At 70.0% G+C, this 14,744-nt stretch carries 15 protein-coding genes; 8 read left to right on the forward strand and 7 right to left on the reverse strand.

Annotated features, from left to right (window positions below; genetic code table 11):
• Window positions 1-86: 86 nt before the first annotated feature.
• The 6 genes from MFF24_RS13835 to MFF24_RS13860 form a co-directional block, all read right to left on the reverse strand.
• A complete protein-coding gene (locus MFF24_RS13835) occupies window positions 87-266 on the reverse strand; it encodes a hypothetical protein (RefSeq protein ID WP_238224972.1) in 180 nt (59 codons plus the stop codon).
• Window positions 267-342: 76 nt separating this feature from the next.
• Window positions 343-1,227 (reverse strand): hypothetical protein, encoded by an 885-nt coding sequence (locus MFF24_RS13840; RefSeq protein ID WP_238224973.1) that lies wholly within the window; start codon window positions 1,225-1,227, stop codon window positions 343-345.
• Window positions 1,224-3,299, reverse strand: coding sequence for a glycosyltransferase (locus MFF24_RS13845; RefSeq protein WP_238224975.1), 2,076 nt, complete (start codon window positions 3,297-3,299; stop codon window positions 1,224-1,226). The genes MFF24_RS13840 and MFF24_RS13845 overlap by 4 nt, the downstream gene beginning before the upstream one ends.
• The gene (locus MFF24_RS13850; RefSeq protein WP_238225179.1) at window positions 3,296-5,158 is read right to left on the reverse strand and encodes a glycosyltransferase; all 1,863 of its coding nucleotides are present in this window, start codon (window positions 5,156-5,158) and stop codon (window positions 3,296-3,298) included. The genes MFF24_RS13845 and MFF24_RS13850 overlap by 4 nt, the downstream gene beginning before the upstream one ends.
• Window positions 5,158-5,847 (reverse strand): hypothetical protein, encoded by a 690-nt coding sequence (locus tag MFF24_RS13855; protein ID WP_238224977.1) that lies wholly within the window; start codon window positions 5,845-5,847, stop codon window positions 5,158-5,160. The genes MFF24_RS13850 and MFF24_RS13855 overlap by 1 nt, the downstream gene beginning before the upstream one ends.
• Before the next feature lie 188 nt (window positions 5,848-6,035).
• On the reverse strand, window positions 6,036-7,418 hold the full coding sequence (locus MFF24_RS13860; RefSeq protein ID WP_238224979.1) for a M20/M25/M40 family metallo-hydrolase: 1,383 nt from the start codon (window positions 7,416-7,418) through the stop codon (window positions 6,036-6,038).
• A gap of 293 nt (window positions 7,419-7,711) precedes the next feature.
• Here MFF24_RS13860 and MFF24_RS13865 point away from each other — a divergent pair, with 293 nt between their 5' ends.
• The 8 genes from MFF24_RS13865 (at window position 7,712) to MFF24_RS13900 (ending at window position 13,921) form a co-directional block, all read left to right on the forward strand.
• Entirely contained in the window at window positions 7,712-8,236 is a 525-nt protein-coding gene (locus tag MFF24_RS13865; protein WP_056501342.1) for a (2Fe-2S)-binding protein, read from the forward strand.
• Window positions 8,233-9,249 carry an FAD binding domain-containing protein gene (locus MFF24_RS13870; protein WP_238224981.1) on the forward strand — a complete coding sequence of 339 codons (1,017 nt, stop codon included), beginning with the start codon at window positions 8,233-8,235 and terminating at the stop codon, window positions 9,247-9,249. Before MFF24_RS13865 ends, MFF24_RS13870 begins: the two co-directional genes overlap by 4 nt.
• A gap of 9 nt (window positions 9,250-9,258) precedes the next feature.
• Window positions 9,259-11,520, forward strand: a complete 2,262-nt coding sequence (locus MFF24_RS13875) for a xanthine dehydrogenase family protein molybdopterin-binding subunit (protein WP_238224982.1) — start codon at window positions 9,259-9,261, stop codon at window positions 11,518-11,520.
• A gap of 197 nt (window positions 11,521-11,717) precedes the next feature.
• Window positions 11,718-12,041 carry a fluoride efflux transporter CrcB gene (crcB, locus tag MFF24_RS13880; RefSeq protein WP_238225181.1) on the forward strand — a complete coding sequence of 108 codons (324 nt, stop codon included), beginning with the start codon at window positions 11,718-11,720 and terminating at the stop codon, window positions 12,039-12,041.
• A gap of 11 nt (window positions 12,042-12,052) precedes the next feature.
• A complete protein-coding gene (locus MFF24_RS13885) occupies window positions 12,053-12,490 on the forward strand; it encodes an EamA family transporter (protein ID WP_238224984.1) in 438 nt (145 codons plus the stop codon).
• Window positions 12,490-13,152: a M15 family metallopeptidase gene (locus MFF24_RS13890; protein ID WP_238225183.1), complete on the forward strand. Its 663-nt coding sequence runs from the start codon at window positions 12,490-12,492 to the stop codon at window positions 13,150-13,152. The genes MFF24_RS13885 and MFF24_RS13890 overlap by 1 nt, the downstream gene beginning before the upstream one ends.
• Window positions 13,153-13,310: 158 nt before the next feature.
• On the forward strand, window positions 13,311-13,598 hold the full coding sequence (locus MFF24_RS13895) for a hypothetical protein (RefSeq protein ID WP_238224987.1): 288 nt from the start codon (window positions 13,311-13,313) through the stop codon (window positions 13,596-13,598).
• The gene (locus MFF24_RS13900) at window positions 13,595-13,921 is read left to right on the forward strand and encodes a hypothetical protein (protein WP_238224989.1); all 327 of its coding nucleotides are present in this window, start codon (window positions 13,595-13,597) and stop codon (window positions 13,919-13,921) included. The genes MFF24_RS13895 and MFF24_RS13900 overlap by 4 nt, the downstream gene beginning before the upstream one ends.
• A 90-nt stretch (window positions 13,922-14,011) precedes the next feature.
• On the opposite strand, the gene MFF24_RS13905 is transcribed toward MFF24_RS13900, so the two are convergent.
• Window positions 14,012-14,650 (reverse strand): MarR family winged helix-turn-helix transcriptional regulator, encoded by a 639-nt coding sequence (locus MFF24_RS13905; RefSeq protein ID WP_238224991.1) that lies wholly within the window; start codon window positions 14,648-14,650, stop codon window positions 14,012-14,014.
• Window positions 14,651-14,744: the final 94 nt, after the last annotated feature.

Genomic DNA, 14,744 nt, shown 5'->3' on the forward strand with positions numbered 1-14,744 from the left:
ACGGCTTGGGTCTTCCTCGCCGTTATGGCGAGGCAGAGTCGAAGCAATCCAGATCGCGACGGTCACAGGATCGCTTCGCACGGCTTTTACAGCGCCCGGATCTTCTCCTCGATCCGCTTGGCCTCAGCCTCGTCGACCTGCACCGGCTGCCCGCTGTCATCGGGGATGCCCTCGCCGGTCTGGCCGATGGTGGTGTCACGCGGCCGGGCGTTGGGGCCGGTCGAGTCGGGGCGCTCCTCGCGCGGCGTACGGTCGTCGATGCTCATGGGGGACCTTCCTGCTCGGGTTCTTCGCTGGAGGAACGTCGGTGGCTGGTCCGGTTTCCCGGTTGCCGGGCGCGAATCAGGCCGCCGGCCACCCCTCCCCTTCCGCGAGCGACCGCGCGGAAAAATGGCCGCCCCGGAACACGGCCGCCACGCCGGGGCGTTTGAGGCGCAGGTCCCAGGCCCGCAGCTCGGCGTAGCGCAGGCCCAGCACCCGGCCGTCGCCCGAGCGCGAGAGGAAGCAGCGCTCGAAGGCGAGGAGCTGGGTCGGCATCGGCGGGTGCGGACCGGCGCCGGTATCGATCTCCAGGGTGAGCGCGGCCTGCGAACCGGCCTCGAAGGCGCGGAAGGCGTCGAGCAGGGCGTCGTACTCGACGCCGTCGACGCAGAGCTGGAGGCAGAAGCGCGGCGCGAACTCTGCCGCACGGTCGAGGGGGCTGTCCCGCAGCAGCGTCAGGACGAAGCGCCCGCCCCCGGCCTCGGGCAGGGTGCGGTTGTGATCCTCCGCCACGCCGTCGAGCGCCCGCAGGCGGTCGGGCTCGATCGGCGAAGGCGACGCCTCGCGGCCCTCCCGCCGGCCATCGGTGCGGAAATGGAGGAGCGGGTTGATCCCCGCCGCGACCACGTCGGGGTAGCGGGCGAGATAGAGGCTGGTGCTGAAACCGGGGCTCGGATCGAGGCCCTGCGCCGCGCCGATCCGCTGGTAGTGCCGCACGGGGTCGAGCCGAGTCCAGCCGCTCTGGCGACGGTAGAAGGCCGTGTCGAAATCGGCGCTCGGGTTGCGGTCCCGGCGAGCGCCGAGCCACGCGTAATGCAGGAACGGATCGAGGCCGCTGTGCGCCACGCCCGGATTGCGCTCACGGTAATAGGCGGCATCGAACAGCTTCGGCACGCGGCCGATCACGGCGCGGCGTAAGGCACCGGTGGCGAGGCTGACGAGGCGGGCGAGGGGCGAAGCGCTCATGCCACCACCTGCGCCTCACAGAGCGAGCGGATCGCCGCAGTGAAGGCGCCGGCGTCGCAATCGGCGGCGATGGTCTTGAACCCCGCCGCTTGGACCGAGTGCCACAACGCGGCGTCCTCGTGCAGCGCCACCAGCGCCGCTGCGAATGGTTTCGGGTCGCGCCAGTCGCGCACGAGGAAGCCGGTCCCGTCCGCCCAGCCGACCTGATCGGCGAGGATCGGCGTAACGACGCAGGGGAGTCCCCGTGCCACCGCCTCGTGAACCTTGTGCGGAATGCCGGCGGCAAAGCGGGTCGGAGCCAGGAAGACGCGGGCGGCGTCGAGGAAGGGCTCGGTCTGCGGTACCCGGCCCGTCACCTGCACGCCCGGCTCTCGCGCGTAGCGCTCCCGGATCTCCGGCGCGATCCCGCCGACGATCGTCAGTGCGGCCTGCGGCAGCGCCGCGCGGACGAGTGGCCAGGTATGCGCGAAAAACCAGTCCAGGGAGTCGACGTTGGGCTGGCCCTCACGCGCGAGCGCGCCGACGAAGACGAAGCCCGCACGCTCCGAAAAACCCGGCGTCGGCGCCTCGGGCAAGGTTAAGGCGTGGCCGAGCACGGTGGCGTTGCAGGCGCTGTAGCGGGCGAGCACCCGCGCCTCCGCGGGCGAGACGCAGACCACTGCGTCGGCGAGCCCGAACAGGCGCGTCTCGCGCTCCGCCTGCCATGCCAGATCGGCCGCGGTCGCGCTGCCTGCGCTCGCGGCCTCGGTGACGAAGTCGCGCAGCGCGAACAGGGCCTCGGAGTCGAAGATCACCTTCGAGCGCACGAAGCTGCGCGGATCGAGACCGGCGGCGTGCAGCGCCTGGGTGACGAACAGGATGTTGTGCGGGCGGCTCACCCAGAGCACGTCGTAATGGTCGCGCCGCTCGGCGATCAGGCGGGCAAAGCCGTCGTCGCCGCTGGCGTAGGAAATCTCGATGCGCTCATCGAGGTCGCGGTAACGCTGCGCCTCCTCGGCATCCGCCTCGTAATTCGGGAAGAAGGTCACGGCGTAGCCGAGAGCCGCCATGGCGTTGAGGATGGCGTTGGCCCGCGGCAGGCCGGCGCCGAGATCGAGATGCGGCACCCGGTCATCGACGTAAAGCACCCGCAGGCGCCACGGGTCGTGATCGAGGAGGCCCGTGCCGCGCGGCTGCGGCCCCTGCGCGAACAGACTCTGCCGGTGGCGGTCGAGGAAGCGGGCGCGGTTGCGGTCGAGCAGCGCTTCCACGTCCTCGCGGCGGGCGCTGGTGGCGTTCTCGTAGTGGATCGCGACCGCTCGCGGCTGCACGATGACGCGACGCTCGGCCTGATGGCAGCGCAGGCAGAGGTCGGTGTCCTCGAAATAGGCCGGCGCAAAGAGCGGATCGAAGCCGCCGAGCGCTTCGAACAGCGTCCGCTCGATCATCAGAACGGCGCCCGAGACGTAGCCGACATCACGGGTCGCGGCGTGCTCCGGGGCAAAGGGGTCGGCGTTGCCACGACCGTGGGGGTGGGTAAGCCCCGCGTCATCGCGAAAGCCCGCGCCGGATTCCTGCAGCACGCCGCCGGGGAAGACGAGGCGGGCGCCGACGATGCCGGCACCCTCGTGATCGCGGAAGGCGGCGACCATCGCCGCCAGCGCGCCGGGCAGGAGGTCGACATCGGGGTTGAGGAACAGGATGAAGCGCCCCCGCGCCCGCGCCGCGCCCGCATTGCAGGCGGGGCCGAAGCCGGTGTTGGTGGCGTTCTCGATCAGCGTCACCCCGTCGAGGTGCGGGTAGAGGGCGCGGGTCTCCGGTGTCGAGGCGTTGTCGACCAGCACCACCTCGAAGGTGACGCCTGCCAGCCTTTGGCCCGCGCAGAGGCGGTAGAGGGTGAGCGCTAGGAGGTGGCGGGCATCGCGGGCGACGATGACGATGGAGACGTCGGGATCGGGCTCAGGCGCGAAGGCGACACGCACGTCGTTGCGGTGGATTGCGTCGAAAATGAGCGCGGCCTCGGCCAGCGCCGCACGGCGGCCGGTGCCGGGATCGACGGTATCGAGCAGGGGGACGGCGGGAGTCTCGCTCATGAGAGGGACGCTTCCTCCGGCAACGTGATCCGGCCGATGCCGTCATCGGTGAGGAACAGAAGGCACCCGCCGCCCGCAGGCGCCGTCCCGCGCAGCGACAGGCTCACCGGCAGCGGCGCGGGCAGGCGCCCCGTGCGATCGGCATAGGCGTGGATCTCGCGACGATGGAGCGGCGTGACCCGCTCCAGGCGCAGTTCGGAAGCCCCCTCCCCCGCAATCAGGAAGATGGCGGCCGGATGGGTGCCGCTGACGAGCACGCCCGGCAGCAGGGTCGCGATCTCGATGCGGTCCCCCGCGCAGCCGACGATGCGACCCTCCGTTTCCCAATCGGCCTGCATCCGGGCAAAGGCGCGGGCGAGCGCCGTGCGGGCAGCCGGCGGCAGGTTTCGGTCACGCACCCATTCGGGCGACAGGGCGACGTCGAGGGCGCCGAGATCCGGCGCGGCACCGTCGGCCGTTGCCTCGGCGAGAGCGAACCATCGCTGCCGCAGCGGCGTGTAGACCGCCGCCATACCATGTCCGGGTCGCCGTTCGGTGGCGACGAGCACGCCGAGGTCGGCGTCGGCGGCGGGTAGGGAGCGGGCCGAGGTTTCGCAGGTCAGGACGAGGCCGCCTCCAACGGCCGAGGCCGAATCCGGTCGAGCATCCGTCTCTCCCTGCAGGTCGGGAGAGAGGGATGTGCGTTCACGTTCGTGCGCGAGCAGAAGCTCAATCAACTGCGCCTCTGCCGCCAAGGCCGTCTCGGCGTAGCGCGTAAACAGCCGCTCGCTCGCTCGCGTCAGCCGCGCCAGGGCCTCGGCATCGCCAGCAACCGCCAGCACCGCCTGCTTCACCGCCTCCGCGTCCCGGCAGCGATGGGCCGGCTCGACCGGCTCGAAGCCCTCGAGGCCGATCTCGGTGCCGATCACCGGGCGGCCGAAGGAGAGTGCCTCGCCGACCTTCATCTTGAGCCCGGAGCCCATCAGCATCGGCGCCACGACGAGGTCGGCCTGGGCGTAAAAATCCTCCAGTCGATCGAGATAGCCGAGAAGGCGCACACCCGGCCCCTCGACGCCGGGCAGGCTGCGGCAGATCTCGCCGCCGATGACGAGTTCGGGCCGGTCCGGCGTCCAGCCATCGCGCCAGGCGCGGATGAAGCGGCCGATGGAAAAGAGGTTCGGATCATTGCCGTGGCCGAGGAAGCCGATGCGCGCCACCCGCTCCGGCACGGTGAACGGCTTCTGCGCCGGGAAATGCGGTGGCAGCAGCAGGACGCGGCGGTCGGTCAGGCCCGCGAAATATTCCGCTTCCGCCGCCTGGATCGCCAGCACGACGTCGGCGCGGGTGAGCCCCGCCGCCTCGCCGGTCGTGTCGGTGTAGAAGAAGTTCGGCTCGGCGCGGAACGGCCGGTACTGGTTTTGGCGGCCGGCGAAGCGGTCGTGCGTGTCGATGAGCTTGAGCACGCCGGGCGGCACCCGCTCCAGGGCGCGCGAGAGGAAGACGTAGTTCACCAGCACCGCGCCGGTGGCGGGATAGGCTGAGAAGTACCACGCGACGAAATCGCCGACCTCGTCGGGGCACCACTCGTCGATCCCGAAGGCGTTCGAACGCGTCTTGAGCGGGATGACCGTGCGGGCTTCGATCAGGAAGACGTTCCGGAACCTCCGCTCCATTTCCAGAAGATCGGTCGGCGGGTGCTGGCCGAACCGGCGGTAGATCTGATCCTCGTGGGCGTAATAGGCGAGGTCGATGGCGAAGCCGCCGCGGGTCAGCGCCTCGCAGGTGGCCGCGAGCCGGCGCCGGTTGCCGGCGCTCACGGGCGCCGCCGGCATCGGTGCGAGCACGAGGATGGCGGGCTTGTCCGCGCTGTCGGGCGGCATCAGGAGGCCCATGTGGTCAGTGCCGTGAAGCCGTGGGCATGGAGCGCGAAGGAGCGCTCGGGCAGGCCCTCGGGCGCCGCGCCCCAGACGGGTTCGAGCGCCAGGTGCTGACGCGGATGACGGCCGAAGCGCAGGCGCGACTGCGAGACCCGGGCACCGCCCCAGCCCGCGCGGGCGCGAAACAGCAGGCCATGCGGGACCGCGGTGCCACCGAGCGACCAGCCGCCCTCCGCATCGGCGAGGTCCGGCGCATTCTCGGCGACCGGCAGCGCGGCGACCGCCGCCTCGACGAGGCCGAATAGGCGCCCGAGCGGCGCGAGCCCCTTAGTGCCCGCAGAGAGCAGCGCCCGGGTGAGCAGGGTCCGCTCGGCCGGAGACAGGGCATCACTCGCGGCCGGCTCGGGCCGTACCACGAGGTCGCGGAAGTGGGTGGCCAGGGTCACACCCCCGCGCAGGGCGGCGCTCTCCGCTTCGAGCACGAGCAGGCAGACGGGCCCGTCCGGCGCCCCGGCTTCCAGGCCGGAAAAGACCCAGGTCACCAGCCGCACATTCTCCGGCGCCGCGATATTCAGCGGAATCGGCAGCGAAGGCGGCAGGGGGAAACGCAGCACACAGGCGCCGGGCGCGGCCTCGACAAGTCGACCGGGGACGGGCTCCTGCTTCGGCCGCGACAGCGCAGCGGCGTTCATGCCGTCACGTCGTCAGTTGGGGAGACCTTCGGACCTCCCAAGCCCATCCTCATCCTGGGGTGCCGCGCAGCGGCCTCGAAGGGTCGTTCAAGGATCGTGCGCCCTCTGGAGGATCCTTCGAGGCCCGCTGGCGCGGGCACCTCAGGATGAGGGCAGCGGGTGGAATCTTCCGCTTTCATCGCAGCCGCTTATGCCGCCAGCGCCGAAAGAATTCGCGCCCAGGAACGCGTGCCCTTGTGGAAGCTCGTCAGCTCGTACTTTTCGTTGGGTGCGTGAATGCGGTCGTCGTCGAGGCCGAAGCCGATCAGCAGGGTGTCGAGGCCGAGGATGCGCTTGAAGTCGCCGACGATCGGGATCGAGCCGCCGGCACCCACCGCCACCGCCGCGCGGCCCCACTCGGCCGCGAGCGCCGCTTGCGCCGCCGCGAGTTGCGGCATGTCGTAGGGCAGCGCGACCGCCCGCGAGCCCTTGTAGCAGATCACCTCGACCGAGCAGTCGTCGGGAATGCGCTCGCGAACGAAGGCTTCAAAAGTCTTCGAGAGCTGCTCCGGGTCCTGCTCGTCCACGAGGCGGAACGAGACTTTCGCCGAGGCTTGAGAAGCGATGACGGTCTTGGTGCCCTCGCCGGTGTAGCCGCCGATGATGCCGTTCACGTCGCAGGCCGGGCGCGATTGGATCAGCTCGATCGGCAGGCGCCCGCGCTCGCCCGCCGGCTCCTTGAGGCCGATCGGCCCCAGGAACTTCTCGGGCGTCAGGCCGAGCCCACGCCACTGCTCCAGCAACTCGGGCGGCGGCTCGCGCACGCCGTCGTAGAAGCCTGGCAGGGTGACGCGCCCTTCTGTATCGTGCAGGTCGGCAATGATCCGCGACAGCACGTGGATCGGGTTCGCCGCGGCGCCGCCGAAGAAGCCGGAATGCAGGTCGCGGTCGGCGCAGGTCACCTTGACTTCGTAATAGGCCAGTCCGCGCAGCGAGGTGGTGATCTGCGGCGTCTGCCGATCCCACATGCCGGTGTCGCAAACGAGCGCGACGTCGGCCTTGAGCCGGTCGCGGTTGGACTCGACCCATTCGGGCAGGCCCTGCGAGCCGTTCTCCTCGGCCCCCTCGATCAGGATGGTGACGCCGACCGGCAGATCGCCGTTCATGGCGAGATGCGCTCGGCAGGCCTCGACGAAGGTCATCACCTGACCCTTGTCATCGGACGCGCCGCGGGCGACGATCCGCTTCGTGCCGTCCGCCTCCTCGATGCGCGGCTCGAACGGAGAGGTCCGCCACAGATTCAGTGGATCGACCGGCTGCACGTCGTAGTGGCCGTAGAACAGCACGTGCGGCGCCCCCGGCTTCGGGCGATGCGCGAGCACGACGGGATGGAGCGAGGTCTCCTCGACGCTAGTCTCGAAGCCGAGCGCCGTCAGGTTTCCTTCGAGCCACTGCGCCGCCTCGCGGCAATGGCCGGCATAGGCGGAATCCGTCGAGATCGAGGGGATGCGCAGCCACGCGAACAGCCGTTCCAGGCTGTTGTCCAGATCGCGGTCGATGTCGTTGAGGACGGGGTCGAGTGCGTCGGCCATGGCGGCTCCTCGAAGTCGGCGTGCGCGAAGCGTTAGCCGAGCTTCGCGTTCCACGTAACCCCGCTGCCTCACCCGCCCGGCCGGCAAGCGTCCGCGCGCGCCTCGCCGGTCCGTGATCGGAGCGGACCGCCCCTCCCAAGAGGGAAGCGGAACAGGGCCACCTTGGAATGGTTATCGACACGACCCGGTGCGGGCCCCGAGCCCGCGCCCTTCCAAGACGCGCTTTCCGCACAGCCACCGCGAAGCCTCGCGTGTCGTCCGTGCGGGCACCGCGCCTCATCACGGATGTCACCATGCTCATCGACAGCGGTTCGCCCGGGGCCGTCGGGACAATCGGCATCACGCTCACCATCAACGGGGAGCGACGCGCGCTTCAGGTGGCACCCTGGACCACGCTGCTCGACCTCCTGCGCGAGCGCCTCGACCTCACCGGCACCAAGAAGGGCTGCGACCACGGCCAGTGCGGCGCCTGCACCGTCCTGGTGAACGGCACCCGCATCAATTCCTGCCTCACGCTCGCGGTGATGAAGGACGGCGCCGAGATCACGACCGTCGAGGGTCTGGCCGGGCTCGCCCAGCGCGAGGGCAAGAACAGCCTGCACCCGATCCAAGAGGCCTTCGTCGAGCACGACGCCTTCCAGTGCGGCTACTGCACACCGGGCCAGCTCTGCTCCTCGGTCGGCCTGATGAACGAGGGCCACGCCAAGACCCGCGACGAGATCCGCGAGGCGATGAGCGGCAACATCTGCCGCTGCGGCGCCTACACCAACATCGTCGATGCGATCGAAGAGGTCATGCACCAGGGAGACGCCCGATGAACCGCTTCGATTACGTTCGCCCGAGCACGGTGGCGGAGGCGGTGCAGGCTTTGGGCAGCGACCCGGCGGCCCGCTTCATCGCGGGGGGCACCAACCTCATCGACCTGATGAAGTACGACGTCGAGCGGCCGGGCAAGCTCATCGACATCACCCGCTTGCCCCTCGACAAGATCGAGGAGCGCGACGGCGGCCTTCGCATCGGTGCGCTGGTGACCAACGCGACGCTGGCCTACGATGCCCGGATCCGCGAGCGCTACCCGCTCTTGTCGGACGCGATCCTGGCCGGCGCCTCAGCGCAGCTGCGCAACGCGGCCTCAACCGGCGGCAACCTGCTGCAGCGCACCCGCTGCTACTACTTCTACGATACGGCCACGCCCTGCAACAAGCGCGAGCCCGGCACCGGCTGCTCGGCCATCGGCGGCGTCGACCGCATTCACGCGATCCTCGGCACCAGCGAGCACTGCATCGCCACCCACCCCTCCGACATGTGCGTCGCGCTCGCCGCCCTGGAGGCGACGGTGCAGGTCAGCGGGCCGCAGGGCGATCGTTCAATCCCCTTTGCGGACTTCCATCGCCTGCCGGGCGACGCGCCGCAAAAGGACACCAACCTCGCACCCGGCGAGATCATCGTCGCCGTCGATCTGCCGGCCAATGGCTTTGCCGGCCCTCACCACACCTACCTGAAGCTGCGCGACCGGCTCTCCTACGCCTTCGCGCTCGTTTCGGTCGCCGCCGCGCTCGAACTCGACGGGCAGACGATCCGCACCGCGCGCCTCGCGCTCGGCGGTGTCGCCCACAAGCCCTGGCGCAACACCGAGGCCGAGGCGCTGCTTCAGGGTCGGTCCGCCACCCGCGAGACGTTCAAGTCGGCGGCGGACCTGATCCTGCGGGAGGCCAAGCCGCAGGCGACCAACGGCTTCAAGATCGAGCTGGCGCGCCGCGCCATCGTCCGCGGCCTGGAGCAGGCCGCCGCCGGTACGCCCCAGTCCCAGTCCGACAAGCGCATCCAGTAAGGAGCAGCCATGACCGTTCAGATCAGCACGGCGGCTGGCCGCGACCGTTTCGTCGGCAGCGCCGTCAGCCGCGTCGACGGCCCGGCCAAGGTCACGGGCCTCGCCAAATATGCCGGCGAGTTCGCCGCCCCCGACCTTGCTTACGGCGTGGTGGTGTCGAGCGCCGTCGCCAAGGGCAGCATCCGCAGCATCGACGCCTCGGCCGCGGAGGCCGTGCCCGGCGTCATCAAGGTGATCACCCACGAGAACCGCCCGGCCACCTCCGACAACCCGGAGGATTACCAGGACGCGGTGGCGCCCCCCGGCGCGCCGTTCCAAGCGCTGGCGACCAACCGCATCGTCTTCTCCGGCCAGCCGGTGGCCCTCGTCGTCGCCGAGGATTTCGAAACGGCGCGCTACGCCGCCTCCCTGGTGCGGGTCGATTACGGGGTCGTGGCGCCCCGCACCGACCTCGCGGCGCAGGCGCCCGAATCATACGATCCGCCGATGAAGCGGGCCGGCATCAAGCCACCACCGGAGCCGTGGGGCGATGCCGAGACGGCGTTCGACGCTGCCGAGATCCGCGTGAACGGCCAGTACCGGATGGCCGACGAGCATCACAACCCGATGGAGCCGCACGCCTCGACCGTCGTCGTGGAGAAGGACGGCACCTACACCGTCTACGACAAGATCCAGGGCGTCTCGAACACCCACGACTACATCGCCAGCGCCTTCGGCCTGAAGCCGGAGCAGGTGCGGGTGCTGAACCCCTATCTCGGCGGCGGCTTCGGCTCGGGGCTCCGTCCGCAATACCAGCTCTTCCTGGCGATGCTGGCAGCGAAAGACCTCGGCCGCTCGGTGCGGGTGACGCTGACCCGCGACCAGATGTGGTCCTTCACCTACCGCTCGGAGGCACTCCAAACCGTCTCCCTCGGTGCCGACCGCTCGGGCAAGCTCACCGCGCTCAAGCACGACGCGGTGCAGGGCACGTCGTCCTACGAAGATTACCAGGAGGTCGTCGTCAACTGGTCCGGCGTGCTCTACGACTGCGACAACGTCAAACTGACCTACAGCCTCGCCAAGCTCGACACCCCGACGCCGGGCGACATGCGGGCGCCCGGTGCCGTCACCGGCGTCTACGCCATCGAGACGGCGATGGACGAACTGGCCTACGCCACCGGCCAGGACCCGATCGCGCTGCGGCTGAAGAACTACACCGAGAGCGACCCGACCGAGGAGAAGCCGTTCGGCTCCAAGGCGCTCAAGGACTGCTTCCGCCAGGGCGCGGAGCGCTTCGGCTGGAGCCGGCGCAATCCGCAGCCGCGCTCCATGCGCGAGGGCCGGGAACTGGTCGGCTGGGGCATGGCGACTGGCATCTGGGAGTCGATGATGATGCAGTCGAGCGCGCAGGCCGTGCTCACCGCGGACGGTCGGCTCGAGGTCGGCAACCAGACGGGTGACATCGGCACCGGCACCTACACGATCCTGACCCAGATCGCCGCCGACACGCTGGGGCTGCCCCTCGACCACGTCACGACCAAGCTCGGCGACACGAAGCTCGCCAAGGCGCCCGTGGCGGGCGGTTCGTGGACGGCGGCCTCCTCCGGCACCGCCGTCATGAAGGCCTGCCGATCAATCGCCGAGCAGGCGTTCAAGCTCGCCCGCGGCATGGAGAACTCACCGCTCGCCAATGCCGATTTCGAGCGCGTGGTGTTCACGAACGGCCGCATCGAGGTGGCGGGCGACTCCTCGAAGAGCGTCGCGCTCACCGACGTCTTGAAGGCGACGGGCACCCAGAAGCTGGAGGCGACCGGCGAGGCCGCCCCGGACAAGGACTTCGCGAAAGAATACGAGGCCTACACCCACTCGGCGATCTTCGCGGAGGTGAAGATCGACGAGGAGTTGGGCCAAGTGCGCTGCACCCGCGTGGTCTCGGCCATCGCGGCGGGCAAGATCCTCAACCCGAAGACGGCCCGCAGCCAGATCCTCGGCGGCATCGTCATGGGCGTCGGCTCGGCTCTGCACGAGGAATCGATGCTCGACCATCGCATCGGCCGGTTCATGAACCACAATCTCGGCGAGTACCACGTGCCGGTGCATGCCGACATCCACGACATCGACGTGATCTTCGTGGACGAGGAGGACAAGGCGAACCCACTCGGCGTGAAGGGTCTGGGCGAGATCGGCATCGTAGGCGTGGCCGCCGCGATCTCGAACGCGGTCTTCCACGCCACCGGCAAGCGCATCCGCCACCTGCCGATCACGCCGGACAAGATCATCGGCGAGGCCTGAGGCCTATCGTTGCCGAGAACCCTACGAAGCCTGCCGGCTGCAAAGCCGGCGGGCTTCTTTTTGTATCTGCCCCGTGTCGACACCGATGCGCTAGACCTGCACGCGCCTTGCACGCCGGCGTCCCGACTGCGCCTCCATCCCGAGCCTTCGCCTTGAACACCCTCCTCGTTTTCCTCGGTGCCGGCCTCGGCGGTGTGATGCGCCACGGGATCAACCTCTGGGCTGTGCGGCTCGGATCGAGCTTCCCGTGGGGCACGCTCGGCATCAACGTCGTCGGCTCGGTACTGATGGGGGTCGTCACCGGCTGGATGGCACTACGCGGTGGGCCGCCCCAGGCGCGGCTGTTCGTGGCTACCGGGATCCTGGGTGGCTTCACCACCTTCTCGACCTTTTCCCTCGAAGCCGTCACCTTGATGGAGCGGGGCGACTGGATGGCGGCGCTCGCCTACGTGCTCGCCTCGGTTCTGGCGGGCATCGGCGGGCTCGCCCTGGCGCTGATCGTGATGCGCCACGCCCTTTAGGGAGGCTTTCGTTGAGCGACCTGCTCTCGTCGTGGCGCTTCTGGGCCCTGCTGTCGGCCGGGTTCGCCGCCGCCACCGCGATCCTTGCCAAGGTCGGGATCGACGGCGTCGCGCCGGATGTGGCGACCTTCATCCGAACCGTCGTGATCCTGATGCTGACGGGCGCCATCGTCGCCGCCGCCGGGCAGATACCGGATCTCGCCCGCGTCTCCACCAGAAATCTTGTCTTCCTGATCCTGTCGGGGCTCGCCACCGGTGCGTCCTGGCTCTGCTACTTCCGGGCGCTGGCGCTGGGGGATGCCGGCCGCGTCGCGCCGCTGGACAAGCTGAGCGTCGTGCTGGTGGCTTTGTTCGGCGTGCTCTTCCTCGGCGAGCGCCTCGCGCCGCATCACTGGGCCGGCGTCGGGCTGATCGCCGCCGGGGCGGGGCTGCTGGCATGGCGCGCCTGATGCGCACCCTTGTGACGGGCCTCGCCCTCGCTGCCGCCCAGCCCACCGCGGCGGAGGCCGGCCCCTTCGTCGATGCGAGCGGCGTCGTACCGGGTCTCGTCCTCGACATGCGCTATGCCGGGTCCAACAATTTCATCGGCCGGCCCGTGGCCGGCTACGAGGCGTCGCGCTGCCTGCTGACGCCGCAGGCGGCCCGTGCGCTGGCGGCGGTCCAGGCCTCGCTGGCGCCGGAAGGGCTCGGCCTGAAGGTGTTCGACTGCTACCGCCCGCGCCGGGCGGTCGCCGACTTCACCGCCTGGGCGCGCGACCCCGCCGACACGCGCATGAAGACCGCCTTCTACCCCCGCACCGACAAGGCGGACCTATTTCGCCTCGGCTACATCGCCGAGCGCTCCTCGCATTCCCGCGGCTCGACGGTGGATCTGACGCTGGTGCGCCTCGCCGACGGCACAGAACTCGACATGGGCACGCCCTTCGACCTCTTCGACGAGGCCTCCGCGACCGAGTTTCCGGGCATCGCCCCGGAGCAGGCTCGGAACCGCCGCCGTCTGCGCGACGCGATGATTCGCGCCGGCTTCGCCCCCTACGCGCAGGAATGGTGGCACTTCACCCTCAAGGGCGAGCCCTTTCCCGCAACGTCCTTCGACCAGCCGGTCCGCTGATCGGGCGGGCCAAGCCGAGACGCGACAGGCTCTTTTTTCGACCGATTGAATTGTTCTAAATCGATATTTCAGCGGATCAAAACAGAACTCATTTAAAGCATTTCCAATGTTTTGAAGATCACTTGCATCGGATCTACAGTTGGAGCCATGGTGAACCCATGGCACACATCCTCCCGTTCCCGAATGCTTCCCACGGCACACCGTGGCTCTCGCGTGGCGATACGCTCCCCGCGTCCCGGAGCCCGTCCGCCTGGCTCGGCGCCCTCGACGCCCTGCTCGAATCGGTGCGTCTCGCGTGGTGGGACGGCTCCGCCCTCGGTCTGAGCCGGGGCGGCCTCGAAGCCCTGGTGGGGCTAGAGCCTGGCGACGCGACAAAACCGCGGATGGTGCCGGTCGAAGCCCGCCCACGGATGCGAGCCGAGGCGCGGGCGAGAGGGCAGGCATGAGCACCGGCCTCGTCACGTCCCCGCCCGACGCGGCGGAACGGCATGCGCAGGGAACGCTGGAGCGGGCGCTCACGGTCGCCTTCTGGCAGGCGCTCCAGCGGGAGCCGATGCATGTCATGGCCGCGCTGGAAGCGGCGGCGCGCACCGTCGGCACGCTCTACCGGCAGGTGGCCGCCGCACACGGCCCCGACGGACATTGCACCTGCGGGTGGGAGCCCGACCCGGAAACCGACCTCATCGTTCTGGAAGCGATGCTGGCCGCCGCCCTCACCCGCCCCGCCCGGCGCGAACTCGCCGATATGGTGCCGGTCGGCCGGGCCTGAATCCTCAGGCCAAGCGCGGGCCGGGATCAGATGATCCTGTGACGGCCGGAGCGAGCACTCCGAATGGGCGCCGCTCCGGCCCGGTGGATCCTACGACTGCGCCACGGCGTCGGAGGCCGCCGGCCCCAGCAGGCCCTCCTCCTCGTCATCGCCGTCGATCTCGTGATCGGCTTCCTCGTGGCCGCTCACGCCGGCGGCTTCCGCGAGGTTGCGGGCGACGCGGCGCAGGAGCTTGCGCAGGCGGCGGCGCTCCTTGTTGTCGAAATCTTCGAGCAGTTCGGCCTCGACCTCATCCCAGATCCGCTCGATCGCGGCGGCCTTGGCCATCCCGGTCTCGGTCAGGCGCACGCGCACGATGCGTCCGTCGCCCGCCTCGGCCCGGCGCTCGACGAAGCCGAGGGCGGCGAGCCGGGAGATCGTCTTGGAGGCGGTGGGCGGGCGCACCCGCAGGGTGGCGGCGAGATCGCCCATGGTCATGCTGCCGGCGGCCGCCAGGGCCTGTACCACCTGCTCCTGACCGGCGAACAGGTCGAGTTCGGCGAGCCGATCACCGACGCGGGCGCGATGCAGCCGCGCCGCCTGGACCAGCGCCCAGCCGACGCTCTTGGCGGCCGGCGGGCGCAGCCGCTTGACGGTCTTGCCCGTCTTGTCCTTCGCGCCGCGACCGCTCGGCTGACCGGGGGCCTCGCCCTGCGCCGCCACGGCGAGCGCTTCGTTTGCCGCCGACATGATCCGGTTTCCCTTCGCGGACGCGCGGACTCGAACGCTGCCCGAAAGGATGCCCTCGGGCGGCCCGCGCGCCAAGCATCTGCCGACGGGCGAT

Source organism: Methylorubrum aminovorans, from assembly GCF_022179725.1.
GTDB lineage: Bacteria > Pseudomonadota > Alphaproteobacteria > Rhizobiales > Beijerinckiaceae > Methylobacterium > Methylobacterium aminovorans.